Annotated in this window: 24 protein-coding genes; 21 read left to right on the top strand and 3 right to left on the bottom strand. The window is 40.1% G+C overall.

Going from position 1 to position 22377, the window contains the following annotated elements; translation table 11 throughout:
* Positions 1-446: 446 nt before the first annotated feature.
* Both HC723_RS11625 and HC723_RS11630 read right to left on the bottom strand, forming a co-directional pair.
* Positions 447-1508: a ParB N-terminal domain-containing protein gene (locus HC723_RS11625; protein ID WP_190339199.1), complete on the bottom strand. Its 1062-nt coding sequence runs from the start codon at positions 1506-1508 to the stop codon at positions 447-449.
* A complete protein-coding gene (locus HC723_RS11630; RefSeq protein WP_190339200.1) occupies positions 1508-2779 on the bottom strand; it encodes a ParA family protein in 1272 nt (423 codons plus the stop codon). The genes HC723_RS11625 and HC723_RS11630 overlap by 1 nt, the downstream gene beginning before the upstream one ends.
* 244 nt (positions 2780-3023) lie before the next feature.
* On the opposite strand from HC723_RS11630, the gene HC723_RS11635 reads away from it, so the two are divergent.
* Together HC723_RS11635 and HC723_RS11640 are read left to right on the top strand one after the other, a co-directional pair.
* Positions 3024-3167: a hypothetical protein gene (locus HC723_RS11635; RefSeq protein ID WP_190339201.1), complete on the top strand. Its 144-nt coding sequence runs from the start codon at positions 3024-3026 to the stop codon at positions 3165-3167.
* A gap of 130 nt (positions 3168-3297) precedes the next feature.
* Positions 3298-4293 carry a hypothetical protein gene (locus tag HC723_RS11640; protein ID WP_190339202.1) on the top strand — a complete coding sequence of 332 codons (996 nt, stop codon included), beginning with the start codon at positions 3298-3300 and terminating at the stop codon, positions 4291-4293.
* Between the two features lie 356 nt (positions 4294-4649).
* Here HC723_RS11640 and HC723_RS11645 read toward each other — a convergent pair whose 3' ends face one another.
* Positions 4650-5228: a thioredoxin fold domain-containing protein gene (locus tag HC723_RS11645; protein WP_190339203.1), complete on the bottom strand. Its 579-nt coding sequence runs from the start codon at positions 5226-5228 to the stop codon at positions 4650-4652.
* 159 nt (positions 5229-5387) lie between these two features.
* On the opposite strand from HC723_RS11645, the gene HC723_RS11650 reads away from it, so the two are divergent.
* The 19 genes from HC723_RS11650 to HC723_RS11740 all read left to right on the top strand — a co-directional run bounded on the left by HC723_RS11650 (position 5388) and on the right by HC723_RS11740 (position 22375).
* Positions 5388-6647 (top strand): hypothetical protein, encoded by a 1260-nt coding sequence (locus tag HC723_RS11650; RefSeq protein WP_190339204.1) that lies wholly within the window; start codon positions 5388-5390, stop codon positions 6645-6647.
* A gap of 31 nt (positions 6648-6678) precedes the next feature.
* Positions 6679-8160, top strand: coding sequence for a hypothetical protein (locus HC723_RS11655; protein ID WP_190339205.1), 1482 nt, complete (start codon positions 6679-6681; stop codon positions 8158-8160).
* A 10-nt stretch (positions 8161-8170) separates the two neighbouring features.
* Positions 8171-9394: a hypothetical protein gene (locus HC723_RS11660; protein WP_190339206.1), complete on the top strand. Its 1224-nt coding sequence runs from the start codon at positions 8171-8173 to the stop codon at positions 9392-9394.
* Between the two features lies 1 nt (position 9395).
* Positions 9396-10121, top strand: a complete 726-nt coding sequence (locus HC723_RS11665; RefSeq protein ID WP_190339207.1) for a hypothetical protein — start codon at positions 9396-9398, stop codon at positions 10119-10121.
* A gap of 1 nt (position 10122) precedes the next feature.
* Positions 10123-11988 carry a GspE/PulE family protein gene (locus tag HC723_RS11670; RefSeq protein ID WP_190339208.1) on the top strand — a complete coding sequence of 622 codons (1866 nt, stop codon included), beginning with the start codon at positions 10123-10125 and terminating at the stop codon, positions 11986-11988.
* Between the two features lie 3 nt (positions 11989-11991).
* Positions 11992-13080: a type II secretion system F family protein gene (locus HC723_RS11675; protein ID WP_190339209.1), complete on the top strand. Its 1089-nt coding sequence runs from the start codon at positions 11992-11994 to the stop codon at positions 13078-13080.
* 38 nt (positions 13081-13118) lie between these two features.
* A complete protein-coding gene (locus HC723_RS11680; protein ID WP_190339210.1) occupies positions 13119-13685 on the top strand; it encodes a type II secretion system protein in 567 nt (188 codons plus the stop codon).
* Between the two features lie 2 nt (positions 13686-13687).
* Positions 13688-14245: a type II secretion system protein gene (locus tag HC723_RS11685; protein ID WP_190339211.1), complete on the top strand. Its 558-nt coding sequence runs from the start codon at positions 13688-13690 to the stop codon at positions 14243-14245.
* A 10-nt stretch (positions 14246-14255) separates the two neighbouring features.
* Complete coding sequence (locus HC723_RS11690) at positions 14256-15218, top strand: type II secretion system protein (RefSeq protein WP_190339212.1); 963 nt, start codon at positions 14256-14258, stop codon at positions 15216-15218.
* Positions 15219-15282: 64 nt separating this feature from the next.
* Entirely contained in the window at positions 15283-16629 is a 1347-nt protein-coding gene (locus HC723_RS11695) for a trypsin-like serine protease (RefSeq protein ID WP_190339235.1), read from the top strand.
* Positions 16630-16823: 194 nt separating this feature from the next.
* Positions 16824-17384, top strand: coding sequence for a hypothetical protein (locus tag HC723_RS11700; protein ID WP_190339213.1), 561 nt, complete (start codon positions 16824-16826; stop codon positions 17382-17384).
* A gap of 137 nt (positions 17385-17521) precedes the next feature.
* Positions 17522-17824 carry a hypothetical protein gene (locus tag HC723_RS11705; RefSeq protein WP_190339214.1) on the top strand — a complete coding sequence of 101 codons (303 nt, stop codon included), beginning with the start codon at positions 17522-17524 and terminating at the stop codon, positions 17822-17824.
* On the top strand, positions 17824-18072 hold the full coding sequence (locus HC723_RS11710) for a DUF3262 family protein (RefSeq protein WP_190339215.1): 249 nt from the start codon (positions 17824-17826) through the stop codon (positions 18070-18072). Before HC723_RS11705 ends, HC723_RS11710 begins: the two co-directional genes overlap by 1 nt.
* 11 nt (positions 18073-18083) lie before the next feature.
* Positions 18084-18461, top strand: a complete 378-nt coding sequence (locus HC723_RS11715; protein WP_190339216.1) for a DUF2976 domain-containing protein — start codon at positions 18084-18086, stop codon at positions 18459-18461.
* Between the two features lie 17 nt (positions 18462-18478).
* Positions 18479-18880, top strand: coding sequence for a hypothetical protein (locus HC723_RS11720; protein WP_190339217.1), 402 nt, complete (start codon positions 18479-18481; stop codon positions 18878-18880).
* A gap of 2 nt (positions 18881-18882) precedes the next feature.
* Positions 18883-19626 (top strand): PFL_4703 family integrating conjugative element protein, encoded by a 744-nt coding sequence (locus HC723_RS11725; protein WP_190339218.1) that lies wholly within the window; start codon positions 18883-18885, stop codon positions 19624-19626.
* A complete protein-coding gene (locus HC723_RS11730) occupies positions 19626-20483 on the top strand; it encodes a DUF3438 family protein (protein WP_190339219.1) in 858 nt (285 codons plus the stop codon). Before HC723_RS11725 ends, HC723_RS11730 begins: the two co-directional genes overlap by 1 nt.
* Positions 20476-22011: a TIGR03752 family integrating conjugative element protein gene (locus tag HC723_RS11735; RefSeq protein WP_190339220.1), complete on the top strand. Its 1536-nt coding sequence runs from the start codon at positions 20476-20478 to the stop codon at positions 22009-22011. Before HC723_RS11730 ends, HC723_RS11735 begins: the two co-directional genes overlap by 8 nt.
* The gene (locus HC723_RS11740) at positions 21989-22375 is read left to right on the top strand and encodes a hypothetical protein (RefSeq protein ID WP_190339221.1); all 387 of its coding nucleotides are present in this window, start codon (positions 21989-21991) and stop codon (positions 22373-22375) included. The genes HC723_RS11735 and HC723_RS11740 overlap by 23 nt, the downstream gene beginning before the upstream one ends.
* Positions 22376-22377: the final 2 nt, after the last annotated feature.

Consider the following 22377-nt stretch of genomic DNA (forward strand, 5'->3'; position numbering starts at 1 on the left):
CAACAAGAGTCAGCTGTTTGTATTGTTTCCCCATGTGGGTACCTTGGTTATTGTTTGAGAACTTCAGCCTACGAGCAGCTGGCTCTCGTGTCTATACCAAGTGTGTCGGTTATTCTGAGAATCTAGGAACTACTGTCCAAGACAGGTTTACTTTGATCGTCAGGGTGTTCGTGGTAGCAGTGAAAGCGTCCATCGACAATCGTCTGGAGCTAAGGCGCATGACGCACTAAATCAGGCTGTTATCCACGATAGCCGTAACAAGCCTTTTAGTGGCTTACTATGGTTTGCTGCTGTCGTTTTATTTGTGGCATTAATAGTTATATTACTTAAATAATAAAATAATATAATAAATTTCACTAAAACAGGCTGAGAAACGTGTTTTAAATCAAAAAAAACACCTAAGCCAATTATAACTTAGGTGTTTTTTGGGTTTTATTTTTAGGGGGTTATTGGGTTAGTCCGTACCGCTCCAACAATTTATTGAGTTCTGATTGTAATTTTTTCCCTTGCGTATCCACCAGCCCTTTAAGCTCAATTTTAAGGCTTCCATTTTTTTTAGTGATTCTACATTTACTCTTTTCTCCAATGCTATGGAATACCGGTTTTTCATTAGATTGAGTTTCTAGCTTCTGCTTGGATAGAACGGTGACAATTGCTTCTAAGAACTTTGCATTCATCTTGCTCTTAGCAGTGTCAGATTTTAGGGTTTCATTTTTGATGTATTCCAGTTCATCTTGTAAGTTATATATTTTATTACGGATATTATTCTTACTATACTCATCATGGATTGTGAGCAGTTTAGTGATCAGGTTACGCCCTAATTCACTTGGGTATGGAAAGCTATTAGTAATGAATGCTGGTATCTGACTAGCTCTAATAGCCACGCTGACTAATGATTCAGTTTCATTGAAGCGTACTGCGATACTTTTTTGGTCATATTCAGCATCCTTGATCAGCTCTGCAAACTTTTTACCCTTTTCTAAAATAGATATGCGCTTATGTACATTGGTGCTGCATGATATTTGTTTCACTACATCGACCGGAACAACGCGATCAAGTTCGTTAACAGTGAAATCTAATCCAGCAAAGTAGCAAGCTAATCGACGACGAGAACCGTTGATTATTTGGATTTTGCCTTTGTCTTTATCAAAATAGCCGATAGCTTCTTCATGCTGTTCTCCGCTCTCTTTTAGATCAGCAATCAAATCTCTAAGCGTAAACTCATTTAACCATTCCTGAATACGTTCATTTCCTTCGGCTGCCTCGGTCCTCTCTATAATTTGGTCATTGGGAATGGTAATCGTCGTATAGCCATACTTCACACCGGCTAATACCATGTGAGCAGACTTTGAATGACTTAAAGAGTTATCCAGTTCATTAACAATATCGTCTAATTCTGAATTAGAACGACCAATGCCAGCTTTTAAGTCCATTGGTTCTGAACGATTGGCAGTAGAAATCGAACTAGTGTAATCAGCAGGATTTAGTTTCTTTCTTTTTGTAGACATTAGTTTTCTTCCCAGTTTCTTTCGTTCCAGTGTGATGATAATAATGCGTCAATTTGACCTATGAAAAGGCTCATTGATTCTTGCGCGGTTACGCAAGTATTGCGCTTTCCAGCGTAAGATGATGGTGATACGTCATATAAAGTATTTAAGTCCTCACCAGTGCTTCGTATAGCCTCTGAAAGAGGTATGTATTTAGTTATTAGAGATCCACAAATAGTTTCATACCAAGTTGCAATTCGCTTTTCCACCGGTGAGCGAGAGTCGATTGCAGAAGGGACAAATTTTATAGAGCTATACCCTTTGTGACCAAGAGCGGCTAGATACCGATACAAGCTCGCTAGTTGAAAAAGGTATTTACCGGTACTGTCTCGGTCATTCTCCGACGCTTTCAGCGGTATAAGCATGTGCGTCGCCACATAATGCGCGGCAATGGATACTTCATTCAATGCTGGTGGAGTATCTATAATGAGAACATCAAAATCTTCTTCAATAGCGCAGATCAAGCGTTGAAGCGGTAAGTATGATGAATAGCCAGACTCGGATGATTCGAGTGCTTTCATTCGTGATGATAGCTCAAAATCGGTATCACTTTGGTTGGCCGGTAATATCTTTAGATTTGGATAATTCGTTGGAAGAAAAGCATTCTTAGCCGTAGCAATGAATTCATCTTCATTTTGAAAATTCATTCGTTCGGAGATCATCAAATCCCCGACGGAAGTATAATTATCGGTACGGCTGGCAACTTTAAGTCTTGGTTGCATTATTCGAGTCAGAGTACCTTGAGGATCTAAATCAATCACGCCAATGCGTAGTTCTCTTTCGCTTTCAACAGCAAGACCGGTACTGAGTAATGATGATAGAGTGGTTTTGCCTGAGCCGCCTTTGAGGTTAGAAACAACGAAAATAGCGAGTTCTTGGGATGCCGACCGTTTAAATAGAGGAAATCGTCCAATCTCACGTTTGATTTTGTTTCTATCAAGTAAGTTAACACGCCAAAGGTTATTGTATTGCGTCGGTATGTCTAGTGACTTGGTAAGCCGCTCTAATCGAGAAGATCCGGTAGTGATGTTTAGGTCGGTATAAAGTTCTGATTTGTTGTAAGTACGATATAGCTTGCCGTTCGGAGCTATATTACTTTTATCACTTTCAGTTAAATCATTTACTCGTAATGCTGAATCAGTGGTTATTTGGGATACTTTATCGAACTCATTTGCTAGAGCAGTAATGAGTTTTAGCGTTTTTTTTGCCGCTTCGTGTACCTTTTCGCTCATGGGATGCCTTTAAATATCTACGATAATTAGAATTATAGAATGTAATTAGCAAAAGGATAGCACTGATAAGAAAGTAAATTCAATTTATTTAACCACCTGTAATTCATTTTTATGGATTTTATAGTTAAAAATGAATTGACCGAGTGAGTGTTGGCGATTATAGTTTATTCAGACACAAAAAAAGGGATAAGAAGATCTGACCTTTCTTATCCCGTTCGTTTAAATAATCAATTGGGTACTGACTATGAAAACTAATGCCAATATACATCAAACGATAGCAATGAAACAAGCCGCTGGGCTAGGTATGCCAGCACTAAAGTTCGTTGGCACTGGAAAAGAGCTGAAAATCTTTCTTGAGAAGCTAAGAGAGCAATTGGATTCGATGTAAAGTCTATCCACCGTTAATACACCTTTTTTGTTAGTAACTTAAAGCCCTTTTTGGGCTTTTCCTGTATCTGAGGCAAAGAAAGTGATAATGGCATTATCAAAATAACTCAATTTCAAAGGAATTTACGTTTATGAAAGATACATCAACGAAAAAAGATAACGACATAACTACCCCAATGTATGCACACGTTCTGGGAATGGCAGATATTATTACTAAATTAAAGTACATCGAGTCAGGAGAAGCTAAAAACTTATTTGAACTGCATTCATCAAGCCAAGAGCTAGCGACGCTCATATTGATTGAGCTTGGTTTTCAAGTTGATGGGATTAATTCCCTTCATTCACAGCTCTACCAATATAATGAGAAAGTAAAAGGTTCTATCAGCGTTCCATTTCCTCCGCTTCCATTTGATAACAAGAACAACTACATGTTGGTGAAAGACGCAGTGGTTAGAGCTATTGGGGGCTATGAACGTGATACTGGGGATTTATTTAACGCATTGGTTAAACCGCTTAATAATATAGACTTTGATTTATTTCTAAGTATCTATTTAGCTGCCTATTGGGATGTAGTGCAACAAGTTAACGCTCACATTTATCAGTTCTCAAGCGACCAAACCGACGTTTCACTTGAGCTTGCTGGGTTGCTAGACCTGAGCGGTAATGCCGACAATCGGGTCCTAAATAATAAAGTTAACCCACTAAATAGTAATTATGATCTTCAAAACAATACCGGCTTTAAGGCTCGCATATTAAAACACAAAGAGTTAGATGAAATATCGTTGATTATTGTTCGTCGATCTAATGATGCGGTAATTAACGACGATTTACTTTCTACTTTAGGGGAGTACGAATATTTCCGAAATAAGTATGCAAATGCCAAAGTGAATATCTACATTGTCACAAGTAACGTGGTGTTAGATGGTGGGGAAGATGAACCATTCAGTGTCCATGAAGTTACAGCTGGGAACTCTGGCGGTAAAGTGTTTAAAAAGATAGATAGCTTTTCTGCTAAATGCGCTGGGTTGCTGAAGTATTCGAGTCTCGATTCCGATCATAAAATAGTAAACATGATCGAACAGTCAGTTTCACCATACCTGATTGATGCTGTAAAAGGGGGGGTATAGTCCCTACTTGCTAGGAAAGTGAAAGTGAGTTTTTCAATATCACTTTCCTGGTCATTTAATGGCAGTTAATTGATTGTCCGAGTTCACTAGCAATCACACCAAGAGGTACGCCATTAAATAAATCATCAAAGCTATATCCATTTCCTTTATAACGCTACAGCTTTTTGCATTGGTTCAAATGGTAGTTAGACGTTTAATGTAATGAGCCGATAATAACACATTTGTTTCTTTTGCGCTATGTTGTGGCAAATATTAGCGTCCAAGAATTCAAACTTAACAGTTTTTTAAGTGATTGAAAGTAAGGAGTTTGTTTCTTTTTTTGTTTCGATTCTCACTGAGAATTATCATGTTTTTTGTTACTTGATGCTATCGAAGTATTTTATCAAGTCTTCCGCTTTAAATGCACCAGATACAGACTCGCCAGTGGGCAGTAATGTGAATGGTGTGCCGTTTACATGCGCTTCCTTATCTGCAAAATCATAAATCTTTATTAAATCTTCTTTCGTAAAGTTTCTTACTATTTGGTTGGGAATTTGCGGGTATTTTGCTTTTGCAATTGGATTTCGCCATTTCCATGCGTCGACCATTTGACTTGCGGTTGCTGAGTCTAATCCATCTTTAGGATATGGCAATAGAGATACGCTAACACCATGATCAACTAATATTGGTACTGACGTAGCTAAAAACTGATTGCAGTACGGGCAGTTTAAATCATAAAAAACAACTATACCTACCGTTGCGTTGGGTTTGCTCATTGTGAATGCGTATTGACCAAAATCTTGCATCACTTGAGTAAGCTCTCCGTACTCCACAGAAGACTCTTTCTTATGAACCTCATTATGCGAATTAACAGTGCTATTCGGATTTGCCATTACATTTGTGGTGAATGATGCAGTGATACACGCTGCTAATAACAAAGTAACTTTTAAGTTCATGGGATATTCCGTTGGTATTAATAATGAACCAACATTACTTGTTATTGAGTATTAATGTGAAAATAGGGGGCATATATAGCCTTTCCCCCCCCAAACCCAACGCATATTTAATAAATGTTTACTCTGTTTGAATCAATAGTCATCAAATCAGAGTACATAATGAGAAAGAACACCTTAACCACATCAATATGCACGAAGGCGTTTGTCACTCTTTCGCCTTTATTCGTAGTTGGATGTGCTACGCCTCCAGCACCCAAAGTTGTTGCGCCAAAGCCGGAATATTTCTCGGCTAAAGAAGGTGATTCAATTAAGGCGGTAAGTACCGACCTAGCCAAACGCTATCATCTAAAAGCGATACGCTGGGAAGATGCGAAGTTAGACGATGCGACATTGCAATTACCTATAAAAATTGATGTGCATAAAGTATCAGCACAAGAAGCGTTTGATGAAGTGTATGTGCAAACATCATATTTAACCGATGTAAATATGGACAGTGGTGTAGTGGGTGTTGAGCAATTCGATGTGTCAGATCCAAATAAACACTACACGGTTATACCTGAGCCGATAGTGAAGCCAAAACAAATAAAAACAGTGCGGGCAAATGGTAATCCGTACAACAACGAAAAACTGGTTAGTGACCATTCAGTTGCAAATGGAATGTCTGGTTCGGTGATTGCTGGTTCAAGCAAGAATAGTAAAGCTGGTGGCTCTAACGTAGGTTCAACGAGTAGTGGTTCTAATGGTATGGCTGTAGCTGCTGTTCCGGTTGCTGGTTCAGCAAATAAAGAAAGCTCTACAAATAAAAATGTGGGTGCATCTGACGCACAGGGAAATAAAACGAACAAAGCCGATAAGAAAAAGGCTATAGCAATGAATGACCATAATTATTATCTATCAGCCGAAGATTCTTATTCTTCTAGTATCCGTAAGGCGTTGGCAAAAGAAAAATATCATACTTATTGGTCTTTGACCGATGATACAACCGCAAAAGCATTGAAACGCAAACCAACCAAGGCAGAAACAATTTCTGCTGAAAATGCTGGTGAATTCGCACAAAAAGTAACTGCAATGGTTAACGAAGTGAATACCGGTAATAAATTATTTCTCAAAACGAACAATCTCAAGAAAACCGCTATGTTCCATCAGAACGGAACTCAAGATGATGTTGCCATTTTCACTGTTAAGCGTGGTCGCTTATCTGAAAATGTTCAGGCTCTTGCTGAGCATTACGGTTGGACTCTAAATATAAAAACTGGCTGGTTAGCGGATGTTGATTACCCTATCAGTGTTGATTACCCACTTGTAAGTGCTGATAACCTACCGGCTGCATTGGTCAAACTTGTTGGGCGTTACTCTCGACTAAAACCAAAGATGCTTGAGTCGAAGCAAGAAGTTTACATCATTAACGTAATGGAATAAGGGCAACTCAATGTTATTTAAGAAATCTATTGTGGCTACGCTGATAGCGACAGTTATGTTGTCCGGTTGCGGTTCTACTGCGTTCTTGGAACAAAAAGATAAAGCAAACCAAAACGGTGATGAAATCAATCGCACTTTGAGTGCACCAAACGATCTTTATATAGAGTCACCACCTGTAGATTTAACACCATTGAAAGTTGATAAGCCTCAAACATGGGCTGATAAGGTATTCGTGAATATGAATACTAAGCAAGTTCGTCTAGATGACTTATTAAAAGATATTGGTCGTCGGACCAAATCAACAATCTATTACGGGAAAGAAGCTGATAAGTTATTGCCTGTGAAAGTGAGTGTAAACGGATCATTAAGTGATGTAGCTAAATCCATTGAATCGCAAACAAACTATAAAGTTGATTTGTCGAAAGAAGGCTCTATCAATGTGCTGGCATGGCAAACAGAAACCTTCCCATTGTTTAACCTAGTCGGTAATCACGACTTTATGATCGGTAAACAAGCGGCTGCTGAACTCGATGCCGGTGAAGATAGTGATGCTGATTCTTCAAGTGGTGCGCTATTTAATGCAGACCAAGATCAATACGCGAATATCACCGCATCTAAAAGCAGTGAGATTGACGATACCGTTAGCGTGATTCAAAAAATCATTGGTGATGAAGAAAACGGCTCTGTTTCAGCGAATACATCGTCAGGTTCAATCACAGTGACAACTCGCCCACGAACCATGCGCTCAATTGAAGACTATGTAAGCAAGATGAATAGCATGTACGGGAAGATGGTTAAAGTTCAGGTGAAGATCTTAACTTTCCAAAAAACGAAAAATAGCTCATTTGGAATAGACTGGAACTTGGTACGTTCTACCACTTCTGGATCACTTAACTTTGCTTCTACATCAAGTGGCGGTGTTGTGAATGCTTTAGATGGTATAGGGTCATTCTCGTATGCTGCGACCGGTGGGAAGTTTGATGGCACTATGCTGTTTATCAATGCACTACGGGAGCAAGGCAATGTTGCTATCGTGACTGAACCATCAATGATCGCTGTAAATAACCGTGTGGGCGAAATTGAATCACTTCACAAAGAAGGCTATGTGAAAAGTGTTTCTGTCGACACAAGTTCGAGTGATGACGATGACTCAAATGAATACGCTAATGTAGAGCAGGGCGTGGTGAGTGAAGGCTTCTCGATGCGAGCATTAGTTAAGATTATTGATGAAGACGTATTAATGCAGCTATCCGCAACCGTGTCTAAATTAGGTACGTTTGGTGAGGTAGATACCCCAACGGTTCAAATTAAAACACCTAACATGACTGAAGAACGATTTAACCAACCTTTACGCGTAAGAAATGGGCGCACAATTGTATTATCAGGCTATACGCAATCAACCACGCAATCTGGTGAGAAAGAGTCATTTAACAATCCGCTTATTGGTGGTAACTCTGGTCAAGACACCCAAAGCCAAACGTTGGTGCTATTAACTCCAATCATTATGAACTAAGGGTTGTTATATGGAATTTCATCGAATCACTTGCAAAGTGAAACGAAAAGCAAAAGTCAGTAGCCAAGTTCGTAAGTACCTTAAAAAAAAGGACCTAACTGAGTACGCTTGTCTTTGCCCTATTGGTGATGACGGCTTACAAATTGTTTCATGTAGAACGGCTGAATCACTATTGGCTAATGCCATTGTCTACCAGCAAAGAAAAAGCCCTGAACTCGATCAAACATACGTTGCCATCGCTCCAATGTATGATCTTGTTCGTTATAACGAAAACCGAATTATGACGGCATTGTTCGTTAAAGACGGTGCTGTTGTTGATATTCAAACAGGGCGATTAACAGACGACCTGGCAACTTACATTGCTAACCAAATCGTGACTAAATTTGATAATAACGTTCTCGTATTTAAGGGAATGACAATTGATCCAGTACGGAATGTTTTAGCGTATTTTGAACAAGAACCATCGTTTACATCGGTCGTTGTTACTGAGGATGTAGCACTACAGCACAAGCTACTTACCGTAGAAGAAATGCTGAGAATTCACAGTGTCACCATGTTTGAAAAAATGGTCGTGGCATCTGTGATTGTTGCTCTGTTAGTTGGTGTGGTTATCACTCACTTTGGTAGTGTCGAAAGGAGTAAAGTAGTTCATCGGGTAGTTGACCCGTATATCTCTTATCGTAATGCAATGAAAGGAAATCACATTGCAGAAGATATGCACTTCGCTTTGAAGGAAGGGGCTATTTATCAGCACAAATATGGCTGGTCAATTTCTGAAGTATCAATTTCTTCAGCTGGACGATACAAAGCAACATTTGCGCGTGATTACCCAGAAGCACCGCTCACACCGTTCTTGGAATGGACAAGAACCAATTCCGAACGTTCTATTTCAATTCAGAAAAAAGGATTGTTTTTTGAAGATGCTATACCCAAAGGCAATTACATAGCTGGATTTAGTGAGTGGATATTAGATCTTGATTTGAACCTAGCACAGCTAGGCGACTTGATAGATATGTTAGGCATTCAGCCTATTAAATTAGTGTCAATTACAGATAGGGGCAACTATCGAGTAGCGAAAATCAAAATGACACTTTCTAGTATGCACTTAAATGAAATCACTGAATTTTATCAGGCACTAACGCGAATTCCGTTAATTTCAAAAGGCTTAACGATTAAATCACGAAATGACGGCACTTATGATGTGGTGCAAGATATGGAACTAATAGGTAAATAACATGAAACTTTCAAAATCCAGCAAGAGCAAAGCGAAAAAAGATAGCAAAGAGAAGAAAGGAGTTCCTAATTCAGTCGCGTTTGGTGTGATTGCCCTTGGCGTTGCGGCTGCGGTGTATTTTACTGTCCTTGATGAACCTAGTCACTTTAATGGGCGAGTTCAACAGAACTCTTCGTCAGGTGTCAGTGAGCGTGTTGTCACGACGAAAGTGCCAGCTCCAAAAGAAGCCGGTTCACCTGTCTTAATTCCGCCTAATTTTGAAGATCTGAAATTGTATCAATCAGAAATGTTTGTTAGTCGCTTAAATCTTCAGCAAGAGAAACAAAATGCTGAGTTAGAGAAGGTAAAGTTAGAGAAGGCAAAAGCTATTCAAGAGCGTTCTGAGTTGATGAGCAGTGGCAATTCAAGTGATTTTGGTATCCACAATAGCACTCTACCGGTCGAAACAAGTGTATCTATGCCACCTCATGTTAAGCCAACGCTTGGGAGTTCAACCAAGAAAACGGGTTCTTCGGTAAGCAAGAGCGTGGCTTTGCTGTCGATTGGTGAAATTAATGGAAGCCTTGAAGCCATGTTGCACATTAACGGTTCTTTGGTATCAGTTAACCGTCACGGTGTAAGCAGTAGTGATAGCGAAAATCTGCCAACCATTCGAGTTGATCTTTTAACAAGCAAGCAAGTTTGTATTCGAGTATCGGGCAAGCCTAGTTGCTTAAAGGTGAACTAAAATGAACCTGTTTGAATTTGGTAAAAAGAAAGTTGAAGTCATAGAAGAAGAACAAGAAGAATTGGTTCTGCTGAGTGATGGAGAGAAAATAAGTTTATCTGACACTATGGAAGAATCGGTTTTACCACTGAAAGATACAATTGAAAGTGAAATAGATGAACCCAACGTTTCGGTTCAACCAAGAAAAAAAGTTGAAATATCCATAATTCAAGATCTTATATCCAATGAATATTCATTGCTAAAAGATGAGGATATTCTTAATGAATGTAAGCGTGATGGTACTTTTTTAGTTACCAGTCAGTTTGTCATTTGCACCAGCAATCTAGGGAATGGTGAAATCAATAACATTATTGATAGAGTCAAATATCTTGCTGAAGAAAGTGATAAGACAGTCACCATGCGTATTGCGGCCCAAGGTGCTATTGAAGCGGTTTTATCTCAACCGAATAGTAGTCTTCTAATTGATGAATTGGACGAATCCTTTGCTTTTAGTGATGCAAGTTCTAACGAGCAGGGTAGGCAAGAGCTTGATACTTTGTTGCATGAAGCACGGATACGAGAAGTTGCGGATATTCATATATTCGCTACGGCTACCGCAACGATTGTAAAGAATCGTACCTCAATAGGCATTTCAAATCACTATGCTGCGAGTCGTGAGCCTGAAATGGGTATGCGACTAGGTGGGGTGATATTCAGTATTTTAGCCTCTGAGGGTTCAAATGGTACGTTCATGGCATCGGAAGCGAATGATTCTACGTTTAGCTGGAAAGTAGATAATAAAATTCGTCGTTATCGTGCTTCAACTGTTCCAATTAAAGGAGGATGTAAAATTGTTTTACGTTCTCTTGATCCGTTTTCGGCTGAAATCCCCAAGTTATCTGACCTGGGATTTTTGCCTAGTCAGATTGGGATTTTAATGAAATTAGCATCATTACCTTTTGGTAGTTTGTTAATAACGGGACAAACTGGTTCAGGTAAAACGACAACATTAATGTCATTGCTAAATTTACAACCGGAAACCAGAAGCGCACACGCGCTAGAAGATCCTGTTGAATGGTTACTTCCCAAGGTGGCGCAAACTGAAATTAACCTAACCGGTGATGTTGATGATTTTGGTGTGAATGTAGGTTCGTTCGCGGATTATGGTAAGCGGTTGCTTCGTCAAGATATTGATGTGGTTATGTTCGGTGAGATCCGAGATAAGCCCACGATCGATGTTTTTTATCGTCTAGCCTCAACGGGTCACTTGGCGATGGGGACTATGCACGTTAGTTCGGCTGAAGGTGTCCCGAATGTAATGGTTGAATACTTCGGCTTGAGTCCTCTTCAAGTAGCTGATCCCGATGCGTTCACGGCATTTATGCACCAGAAACTTGCGAATAAACTCTGCACTAAATGTTCTTGTGATCATAAAGAGCATAAGAATGTTGCAGAACTGCAATTAGTAAACGCATTAGAAAAGGGCGAACCAACTGAAATTTTTGTTATGCAAACAAAAATGAATGAAATCCTAACGGCTGAAAAACTGTTCACTTCTGAAGAGTTATTAGAGATTCGATATAAAAACCCTAAAGGTTGTTCGGCTTGTCATCATAAAGGGTTAAGTGGGAAAACGGTTCTAGCTGAAATTTTAATGCTTGATGCTGAGATTCGAGCGCACATAGAAAAGCGTGACAACGTTGCTATGCGTAATTACTTAACGGAGGTGAAGTATCCGCGAGTTCGAGATCATGCGCTGTATTGCATTAGAAATGGCATTATTGATACCCATGAAGCAACAAGGGTTGTCGGTGATTTGGACAATGAAAACGCTATCTCGTTTAATTACTCCGATCTGAATGTTGAACTAGGCAAAGGAACAAATTAATACATGAGCTTATTTGATATGTCGTTTGAAGATATTATTGATAATGTCACTCATTCATTTAGTGAGTTTCTTCGTAGAAGAACTTTTAAGCAAGCCCAACAATTAGCTCTAATTGAAGATTTAATTCTTTCAATGAAAAGTAAACAAAGTGCATTAGAAGCCATGCGCTCGAATGTTGAGTTTTGCGACGCTAAGAACCTAAAAGCATTCAATGGGATATTGGATGTACTGTCAATCGGCAAGCCGCTTTCAGAAGCTATGAACGGCTGGTTTGATCCAATGATTGTATTGTGTGTGAAAGCGGGTGAAGGGCAACGAAAACTTGTTCCTGCTTTAGAAAATGCAAAAAAAGCACTCGAACACCAATCAGGTATTGGCGCGAAAGTGATTAAAGCGAATGCCTACCCACTTGTCCTTTTCGGTATCGGTATGTTGATGAATTTTGTTGTGGCAAATTTTGTTTTAGAGCCTATGTCGAAGGTTAAGCCTATCTACTCAATGCCAGCACTATCTCAATACACATACGGATTCGGCAAGTTTGTTGGTCATTATTGGCTAGTCGTTATTGCAATGTTTATTGGTTTTGTGATCTTCTCTGGGGTTGTTCTAAACACATGGTCGGGGGAGGCTCGAAAATACGTTGATAACTGGATTGTATTTCGTCAATTCAGACAGGTAAATGCCGCAGCCTTTCTACGTTCGCTTGCCATTATGCTCAAATCAAAAGAGGCAATAACAAAAGCACTATCTTCTATCGAGGATGCTAGTAACCCGTACCTTGCCAGTCATGCACATGAAATGTCTAGTCGGCAGTCAGGGAGCAGGTCAGGTGTAGGGGTGATATTGGATACTGGTCTTTTAGATATACAAGAAATTGCGAGGATCAAATCCATTACCTCTAAATCAAATACGGGAGTTGATGAATTATTGGTTATTTCTGCAATTAGACACGAAGCGGCATTGAATCGCTCTCTTGCGACAATTTCAATGGTCTTGCAAGGGTTGGGGTACTTGGTTGTTGCTTTGTTAACCTTGCTTGCTTTTGGCGGTCAAATGGCAGCTCAATTGGCAGACTCTGGTATGACGTTCTAACCCCCCCCAAACCAGAAAGATAACTTCAAACGGGGATAATGAAATACATCGTTATTCCTCTTACTATACAAATAGGTAACAAAATGAAAAATCGCTTTAAACTACAAGCAAAAAATGAGAAAGGCTTTACCTTGATCGAGCTAATGGTAGTAATGACTATTATTGGGTTAATCGCATTGGCTTATGCGAAAATTAAACCAGCCGCAGAATTCTTATCGACAAAAAATGAAGTAACAGAAGGTATCGATCAAATTGTTGCGGATGCCGCTGGCAATAAAGGAGCTAATCCAAACTATGCTGGTGTCGATTTGCCAACATTATGTGCGAATGGCTACCTGAATGAAATGATGTGTGGCGAGGCTAATGATGGTGTAGGTACAAACCCTTACGGTGGCGATTGGACCTTAACTACATCGTCAACATACGGTTCAGCTCACTTACTAATTACAATTGATAAGATCCCTTCTGCTCGCTTTGCTGAACTTGCAAATATCATAGCCGCTCGCTCATACAAGGTCTGTAAGTCATATACCGATTGTGCGGCTATTTCGGTAACTGAGCCGTCTGAAGATGGTGCTGATGGTTCAATTTCGGTAGATATTTAATAATGAAAAACAGCCGAGGCTTCTCAATTATTGAATTGCTTATTGTCTTGGCTATCTTAGGGGTGGTGAGTGTTCAACTCACCACCTTTTTTCGTAGTGGATTCTTTGCTCAAGGCGAAGTGTCTCAAGCGAAAGCGTATGTAGTGCGAGTGCAAACAGCGGTCGCAGCTTATACCTCATCGCAGTGGCAAAACTGTGTTGGTATTACGTCGGTTACAACGGATGACCTGATTAATGGTGGCTACTTAGAAGAAGATCCAGCCAATCTACCGTACCCAACGGACATTAACTTGATCACTCAAACCGATAAAACTGGTGAAGATTACGCAAGATACGCAGAAGTAACATTAACAATTGATGATCTAGCTACTGTGAAGTACATAGCTAAAGACACTCTATTTAGCCGTATGACCACTGATTCCGCCAACAGCAATACTATTACTTATCGACAGGCTTTAAGCCCATTCTCCGTTAGCGATAAGAACAACACTTATATCAAACAGCAGCTTAACCAAAATATGCTTGAAAAAAGTTGCTTTGATGAAACCTTAGATGATTAAAGGGCGCATTTTGAATAATTTACACCGCCAACGTGGATTTCTTTTAATTGAACTCGTTTTTGTTCTAGTGATTATTGGTGCGTCGATGACTGGCTATTCCATTTGGAAGAAAAACAATGACTTTAATGATGAAGTGAATTTAGCCGTTAGCCAGCTTTTAGAAAATGTTGTAGCAATACAGCAATATGAAACTGAATCGCCTGAAGATGCGAATACAAAAGAGCGATTTCCGACAACGCCACAAGACTTAATGGATAAAGATTACCTTGAGCTTTGTGAGGATGCCGATTATCAAGCTGGTAGCTGTCGTTCCCCAAGTTACACGTTGTGGGGGAGGGATATTACATACACCCTGTTTGATGCCGACGATAGTGGTGATGGTACTGAAGTAAAAACGCATTTGGAAATGACATACCCATTATCAAACTTCACCGATACCAATGAAGCAAAAAAAGTTGCTAATTTAATGATGCTTCGTATCCCATACGCCACCTATGATGAAGCTACCAAAAAGCTAACGATTAGGGTTAACAGAGCAAGTGCAAGCCGAGAGCTAGACGCATACCTTGATAAGTACGGTGACACACCTTTGGAGGATGACTGGGATGTAGGTGGTGATTTTGGTATTACCAATGCGAAGGATGTGACCGTTGCGAATTCTGATGGTACACAACACAGTCTCGGGGCTGGCGTGATAGGTGTCTTTGCGGTTGGTGATTCAACCCATGTTACCAAGCCGAGCTGTCCAGTTGGCATGAATCCGCATATTACGACCAACTTGAAGTCTTTATATAATAGTAGAGATGCCAGCGCAAAATTTGATGAAACAGGTGCGGTTAGAACTTCCGCAAGTGATAAAGGTGGCTATTGGATAGTTTCTTTAGAGTTTTACGCAAAAAATGAAAGTACAGGTAAATGGAAGGATTATCACACAGGAGAGGTAACAGTGATTTTAACTTGTAATGGTACATAAAAAACGCTTGTGTTTTTTATGTTTCTTGGTATGATGGATCTAGTTCAATAAACGGAATGTCTACATGAAAAAAAATATTCAAATCATGGCTTTATCTATTGTATTTTCTTCACAGGTCTATGCGGTAGATACTAGCACTCCACATGTTACCGTTCCTTGGAGCGATAAGGATAACGCCACAATCGTTAAAGCAAACCTACAAAGTGGATATTGTACAGGTACTATTATCGGTGGGAAATATGTTATTACGGCTGGTCACTGTGGCTATGATTCAGATGAATCTCAAGGTGGCGGTGATGCCCTAAGCGTCACATTATCCGACATGACTCACATTGAAGTCGTTGACCATCAAGCAACAACCAGTCCTGACTATATTGCTTATCAAACAGAAAGCCATGAAACTGCTTGTGACTATGATCACGATGGTTGCTCTCATTTAAAAACGGATGTTTCTATTTGGAAGTTGGTGTCGGTGCCTCAAGTTGAAGGGTTTACCCCTGTTTCAACGAAACCTGTACCGCAAAATGAAAAAATCAGAATGTACGGCTTTGGTGGGACTTTTCCAGAGTTGAACTATATTGAGCAAGGAACTAATGAAACGTGGCGTTATGGTTGGTATGGCTATGATGGTGCAAAAGATCCAAACCACGGCTATGAAGCGTTAAATTCATGTGCGATTGAAGGGCAAACCGATTCGGATGGTTGGTGTGATTTTGTGCCTGTCCAGTGGATAATAGGTTATGACATTGGGGGAGGGCAATCTACCGGTGGTGACTCAGGGGCGGGTTATATTGACGAGGATGGATATTTAATTGGCATTCATAGCTCTCAAACGGCATACGGTGAGGACTGGTATAACTGGCATCAAATATATGGCATAAACCCTGATGACTATGATTCGTTTATTTCACCCGATTATATTCCTGAATCGGTGGGTGGTGCGAACCAAGGAACGAGAATTTCTAATAGCTTTGTTTATCCTTACATTCTAAAAACAATCAATGGCTGGAACTACTCACCATTGGTAAGTAATGTTACTGGTGATTCTCCAAAGAAAGTAAGCGTTCAATCTTTGCATGTAGATCATATTGATTTGATGAACACGATTAGTACCAGTGGGGACGTGGACATTGATTATTCTTCAGTAACGTGTACCAACCCTGACGAAGCCAAAGGAAGCTATTCACCAGACGATGTAGCCCCTTTTGATATTTGTACTTTTGATGTGACAAGCAATGGTGGTGAAGGGCAAATTAGATTGAGCGATGATGAAGTGATCACTGTAAACAAGGTAGAAAATAACGGTGGTGGTGATTCTAGTAATACGAGTGGTGGTGCAATGAACCCATTCGCTCTGCTTGCTTTAGCTGGATTGGTTTTCTCACGACGTAGAAAGAAACTGATTAAGTAATTAGACTGAATAATACTAAGACACCGCTATTTGTGGTGTTTTTTTTTGCTAAATAAATATGACCAGGTAAGTGATATTGATGATTGCAATTTTACTTAGGTCCTTACCCCCCCCCCCCAACCGAATTTTCATATTCTTCTAATGGCAATATATACATGCGGATTTCCCGTAAATGTAATTATTAGGAGTTATACATGAGTAAAAGTCCAATAGCATTAATAGTGCTTTCGGTACTATTTAGTGGTGTTGCTTGTGCCAAGGTCACATTAGATGACGCGCATACTTCAGAAGCAACGACACAAACGACTTATCAAAGTTCAGCAGTAACGGATGAAGATTCAGCGGCAAACTGGGCGGCAACGCCTGTGCCGCAAAGAGCGGATAGTGGGTGGACTTTGGTGCATTCCGGTAATGCAGTGAGTTCGGTATCTTTTGCTGCGGGTATAACTGAAATATCTATCGACATTCTGAATGATGAGGGGGGGGACACTAGCAGTGTATATTCAGCGATATATAAAGAAGGAATCGTGGGGTTGCACTCGTTACCTGTTACAAGTGATATGAAACATAAGACAATTTCACAGCAAAAGGTAACTATCACATTTTGTCAGGGCGGTTCAAACTCAGGCCATTGTTATACTAGCCATCGCACTGTTACTGTTTACCTTAGCCAAACAGGAATAACAGCTACAAACGTGGATGATCGTGGTAATAGCGTCCCTGCGCCTGTTATAAAAACGTTATACATTCGATAATAATTATTATTGATAAACTCAATCACCGCCTCACCATGCGGTGGTTTTTTTCTTTTAGCGTCCTCCCCCCCCTAAATCCAGCATCAATTCATCATCAATATAAAATCGTCCCATGTTTGACAAATATGGTAATCGTTTTGAAAAAGACAACTGCACTTTTGCTATCGGCTCTATTTCTTATGCCTGTTACTGCTATGGCTAAAGATAATGATACGGATATAACACGCGAGCGTATGGGACTGGAAATAGTTGAAATTCAACTAGGCAAAATTATAGAACACACCGAAACATTGAAGGTGTATTCAGATCAAGATGCCAAGCGCAAATTTAACTATCAAGCACTAGAGCGCCAACTAAAAACGCTACAGGTTCAAATTCGTGGGTATTTAGACCATCCACCTGAACCGACCGAATCACCAACTTTTGAGGATCGCGGTTAATGAGTAGTCCAGCGGTTCAAGCATGGAACGCCACCGTCGGGGGTATGGCGAGTTCGGCAGAGGCAAGTTCACTTTCATTGATTTTATCGCTGACTTACTTTGCTTCAATCATTTTACTAGGCGTGTGGCTCATGCGTGGATTATTTGATGCTTATAAAGAGGGTCAAATTAATCAAAAGGGAATGATGATGTACTTTGTTCGGTACATGTTCATGCTGCTTTTTACTTGCTACATATTCGTTATTTAAGAGACTGATATATGAAACGTTTAAATACAAAAATCCAAAAATTTTACTTGTCTGGAAGCATAGCCCTATTCGGATTGCTAACATCAAATTCAGTTTTAGCAGACAGCTTACCCACCATTGATATTCCTGATGGTGGTTCTGATACTGACTATATCGGTACAACGAAAAATATCATGTGGGGTTTGTTTTCATTAGTAGCTTTGGTGCTATGTGCAATGCAGTTCTTTGCTTCGATTGATGGTGTGCGTTCTAAATTTACAGAATGGCAAAAAGGGCAAGTCCAACTATCGGAGTTGGTTGGTATGGTAATGGTGTCAATTGGCTTGTTGGCATTCAGCGTGTTCTTGTTAACGCAATTGTCAGATTCATTAGGCTTCGATTTCACTTAATAGTTAGGCAGATAAACATGGCGGCAGAAGACGAAAGAACGATTGATGTAATGCTTGATGATCTCGATGAACTTCCACCAGTTCTAAAAGGACTGAACGCTAACGAATTGGTGTTGGTGTTTGGTGGTTTCATCGGTGGGAGTGTGGTGTTGATTGTTCTTTTGCTTTTGCTGCTCTATCCAAGTTTAGCCATTATGGGTGTGCCGCTTGGGATCGGTGTTGGAGCTATGATCGCATGGAAATTAGCTGGCAAGGTTGGCGCGGCTAAACAACAAACACCGAGTTATATTTTCTGGGGAGGAGTAATGAAGAATGTACAAGTGAATGGCATTAACTTTATTTTCTTTCGACTAAAAATTCCATTTGGATTTATTAAATCACAGCGCTGGGATAATAATTCTCACAAAGATGGTGAATAGAAGTGACTGACGTAAAAAATACAACAAAAAAAACCGCATCGGTTAAGAAAAAAGTGGCAGTGAAAAAAACAAAATCAGTAAGTGCTACAAAGACGAATCGCTTTGGTTTTGCATTTCGTTCGTTGCCTAAACGCTACTTTAAAGCAGAGAAAGAAACTGAGTCACATATTAAAACGTTACGCGCTGGTGCTGTCTTGTTGTTCTTCATCATTATAGCAGCACTCTACGCTCTGAGTCAGATGCCAAAAGAAATTTTGCTCTATGATGCCCCTAAGCTCGAAAGTGGCTCTACACGAACGATTCAGGATGTTCCTGTTTATTCTATCTACAGTCAGGCACTTTACATTTGGCAGGCAATCAATAGCACTGACAATTTAGAAGACGATTATCCTAAGAATGTAAATATCGCGTATAGCGCATACATTCAGCCAGAATTCAGACAACAGTTAATGGATAACTTTGCGCGTGAAACGTCAAGTAAGACGAACATCAACCGTAAAGTGACTGAAATGAAGGGTGTTAAATGGACGGACAATAACCGTGTGGTCCAATTGTCTGATAAGAAATGGGTTGTGTATTTAGATGTAAATATGATTGAACGGCTAGATGATCAAGTTGTTCGTGATCAGAACTTCCGTTATCCAATTATTGTTGAGCGAGTTGATTTCGATCCAGTGAAAAACCCAACGGGTCTTGAGCTGGTTGGTTACTACGGTTCTGTTAAGCGTTTACGAGCAAATAACTAATGAAAAAGCTATTAACACTCTCACTTTTATTTGTTGGCTTCTTCGCCCACGCGACGACTGCGCTTACATGGGATGGCAAGCCTTTAAGTATCATGCTTGAAGTTGGCAAAGAGCGAGTTATTCGATTCACTGATAACGTTCAGTTTCGTTTAGCGGAATCGGTAACGAATGACTTATCAATGTCTACTAGTGCTGGAATATTGTATGTGACGGCTAAAAAGCCGCTTACGGATGTTCCTGTGGATATTCGATTATCATCAACAGGTGAGATTATTCGCATTCGTTTAACATCATCAAAAGATAAGCAAAAGTTGGATGAAATTAAGATTTCTCCGCCACTTAAAAAGCAGCACATGACTGCCTTTGACGATAGCAGTTCTGAAGTGTCAAATCCAAACGATATGATGTCAGCACATGAAGGTGATCCGGTAGCGCTGATTCAGTATGCGGCTATTCGAAACATGATGCCGAAAAGACTGTGGAAACGTGATCAGTCAATCGCTGAATTGCCAAGTCCTAAAAACATCAGTTTAAAGCAACTTTTCTTGGGTAAGTCGGCTGGTGTGTTTGATTCACACATAATGGCGACTTATCGTTCGGGTTCAATGGTATTGACTGCGATCAGCTTAAAGAACACAACGCCTTATCCTGTTGCTATCGACTTTCGTGATATTTCGATTGAAACCATGTTTGTTTCTGTTCCGAAGCCGTATTACTCATTAGCAGAAAAGGACAACATTAACTCTAAAGATCTCGGTGTGGTTTACATAATTACCAAAGGCGATTTTTTACCGTACTTGTTAGCTGTAGATCCTAGCGCAATCAAGAAGCCAAAGAAGGACAGCGACGATGAATAATCCGATGAAAGCGATTATAGCAATCCTCATTGTTGTTATCGCGTTCGCTTTTATGAAGCATGGAGACAATCCCAAACCTGTTCATACAACAATTGTCGGGCCAGCATCACCGACGGGTTCTTCAGAAGAGTTGACAACGGACAATGAAAAATTATCAACGTTAGTTGCATTGGTTCGTAAACAAAACGAAGAGTTGGAAAAAACCAAGAGAGAAATCAATGATGTAAAGCAGCAACAAAAAGAAGAAAAATCCGACAAGTTGGAAAAGTCAGATCAAATTTCAGATCAAGTTATCAATAAGCTAAAAAAGACAGGTCAACTTGGTATATCTGACAAAGTTGAATCTGAATTGTTGGGTATTAAAGATCGCTTGAAAGACTTTACTGGTCAACGACGTGATGAAGATAACAATTTAGAAGATGATGATTTTGGCATTAAAGATAGCACTCCATCAAATATATACGTCGGTGGTGGTGAGCTTTCAAAAGACAATAGCAAGCCAAGCCTTATTAAGCCTAATGGTTCTGGTTCTACAGATACAAGTCAACCGCAAAAAATAGTGTATGAAACTGCTAAACCTAAAGTTATGGGTGGCTGGACACTTGGGGATGACGTAACGGCAAATGCGAAAACCGGTGAAATCACAACGGCTTTAAGCAAAGCCGATATTGAAGAAAATAATTTTGGTACTTCTGAATCACGACGAAAAAAACTGGCTAAGAAGGTCTGGGATTCAAAAGATAAAGATCCAACCACACCTTACGGGACGATTAACCAAGAAGCGACGTTAACCGATGCAACGACGATGACAGCATTGCTTGCTCGAATTCCGGTGGGTGGGGCGTTAACCGATCCATACGAATTTAAAGTGTTGGTAGGACGTACCAATTTAGCGGCTAACGGGCTGTATATCCCGAACTTAGACCGGATTGTTATGCGAGGTGTAGCGAAAGGCGATTACACCGGACAGTGTGCGTCAGGCGACATTGTAGCGGCTACATTCATATTCCAAGATGGCCGTATCCAAACGATTAATGCTCAAGACAAAGAACAGGGTCAGTCAAGTGGTGATGGTAGTTCAGATTATGACACGGCAGGAACGGTAACAAAGGACCGTTTAGGTTGGATCTCAACGAGAGGTGGTGTTCCATGTTTGTCGGGTGAATACATCAGTGATGCCCCTAAGTTCATTGCAATGCAAGGTGGTTTAGCTGCGCTAGGTGCATTAGCTGAAGGCTACTCTAGTGCTTCACAAACTAACATGGGTACAGGTGACAATCGTGAATCTGTTATTAACAATTCTAGTCAGTATGCAGCCGGTCAAGCTGGTGCTGCTGCGACTCAAACCGCAACAGATTGGTTAAACGAAATTAAAGAAAGTGCGTTTGGTCTGGTTTATTTACCAACGAATCAAAACGTCGACATTCATATTACGAAAGAAATGCGAATTGACTATCACCACAAAGGTAGACTCTTAACGTACAACAACAATGTAGGGAACGGAAATGAACAAAGTAATCTTGATTAGTTTTGCAATGTTGATTTTGAGTGGTTGCAGTTCTGCAAAACGTGATGATCCCGTTTTCCCTGAACCTGATATTACAACGAAAGAAATATACGAGCAAAATACCGGTGGTGGTGATGTGAGCGAAAATATGGTGCTAAAGCGTCCCGCGACGGAAGCTGAAAGTAATATTGACCCATACATGCTCCATAATACGCCTAGAACGCACTTTAGAATGCTAGATAACCCAACTATGTATTTATTTGTTAATACGCACCTATCGACTCAATATCGCGTCCCTGTGCCAGCTTACATTACTGAGTTTAAATTATTGAACCGTGATGAATATGCTTTGCCAAGTGAATCAAACCTAACTAATTGGAAATAAGT

It is taken from the genome of Vibrio sp. S11_S32 (assembly GCF_014694465.1).
In the GTDB taxonomy this organism is placed as follows: domain Bacteria; phylum Pseudomonadota; class Gammaproteobacteria; order Enterobacterales; family Vibrionaceae; genus Vibrio; species Vibrio algicola.

Excerpts from the sequence above, each read along its gene's own strand:
- HC723_RS11740 (WP_190339221.1), top strand. The coding sequence starts at position 21,989 with ATGAACAAAGTAATCTTGATTAGTTTTGCAATGTTGATTTTGAGTGGT.
- HC723_RS11675 (WP_190339209.1), top strand. The coding sequence starts at position 11,992 with ATGAGCTTATTTGATATGTCGTTTGAAGATATTATTGATAATGTCACT.
- HC723_RS11700 (WP_190339213.1), top strand. The coding sequence starts at position 16,824 with ATGAGTAAAAGTCCAATAGCATTAATAGTGCTTTCGGTACTATTTAGT.
- HC723_RS11735 (WP_190339220.1), top strand. The coding sequence starts at position 20,476 with ATGAATAATCCGATGAAAGCGATTATAGCAATCCTCATTGTTGTTATC.
- HC723_RS11670 (WP_190339208.1), top strand. The coding sequence starts at position 10,123 with ATGAACCTGTTTGAATTTGGTAAAAAGAAAGTTGAAGTCATAGAAGAA.
- HC723_RS11665 (WP_190339207.1), top strand. The coding sequence starts at position 9,396 with ATGAAACTTTCAAAATCCAGCAAGAGCAAAGCGAAAAAAGATAGCAAA.
- HC723_RS11625 (WP_190339199.1), bottom strand. The coding sequence starts at position 1,508 with ATGTCTACAAAAAGAAAGAAACTAAATCCTGCTGATTACACTAGTTCG.
- HC723_RS11645 (WP_190339203.1), bottom strand. The coding sequence starts at position 5,228 with ATGAACTTAAAAGTTACTTTGTTATTAGCAGCGTGTATCACTGCATCA.
- HC723_RS11630 (WP_190339200.1), bottom strand. The coding sequence starts at position 2,779 with ATGAGCGAAAAGGTACACGAAGCGGCAAAAAAAACGCTAAAACTCATT.
- HC723_RS11730 (WP_190339219.1), top strand. The coding sequence starts at position 19,626 with ATGAAAAAGCTATTAACACTCTCACTTTTATTTGTTGGCTTCTTCGCC.
- HC723_RS11695 (WP_190339235.1), top strand. The coding sequence starts at position 15,283 with ATGAAAAAAAATATTCAAATCATGGCTTTATCTATTGTATTTTCTTCA.
- HC723_RS11640 (WP_190339202.1), top strand. The coding sequence starts at position 3,298 with ATGAAAGATACATCAACGAAAAAAGATAACGACATAACTACCCCAATG.
- HC723_RS11680 (WP_190339210.1), top strand. The coding sequence starts at position 13,119 with ATGAAATACATCGTTATTCCTCTTACTATACAAATAGGTAACAAAATG.
- HC723_RS11660 (WP_190339206.1), top strand. The coding sequence starts at position 8,171 with ATGGAATTTCATCGAATCACTTGCAAAGTGAAACGAAAAGCAAAAGTC.
- HC723_RS11685 (WP_190339211.1), top strand. The coding sequence starts at position 13,688 with ATGAAAAACAGCCGAGGCTTCTCAATTATTGAATTGCTTATTGTCTTG.
- HC723_RS11650 (WP_190339204.1), top strand. The coding sequence starts at position 5,388 with ATGAGAAAGAACACCTTAACCACATCAATATGCACGAAGGCGTTTGTC.
- HC723_RS11635 (WP_190339201.1), top strand. The coding sequence starts at position 3,024 with ATGAAAACTAATGCCAATATACATCAAACGATAGCAATGAAACAAGCC.
- HC723_RS11720 (WP_190339217.1), top strand. The coding sequence starts at position 18,479 with ATGGCGGCAGAAGACGAAAGAACGATTGATGTAATGCTTGATGATCTC.
- HC723_RS11715 (WP_190339216.1), top strand. The coding sequence starts at position 18,084 with ATGAAACGTTTAAATACAAAAATCCAAAAATTTTACTTGTCTGGAAGC.
- HC723_RS11710 (WP_190339215.1), top strand. The coding sequence starts at position 17,824 with ATGAGTAGTCCAGCGGTTCAAGCATGGAACGCCACCGTCGGGGGTATG.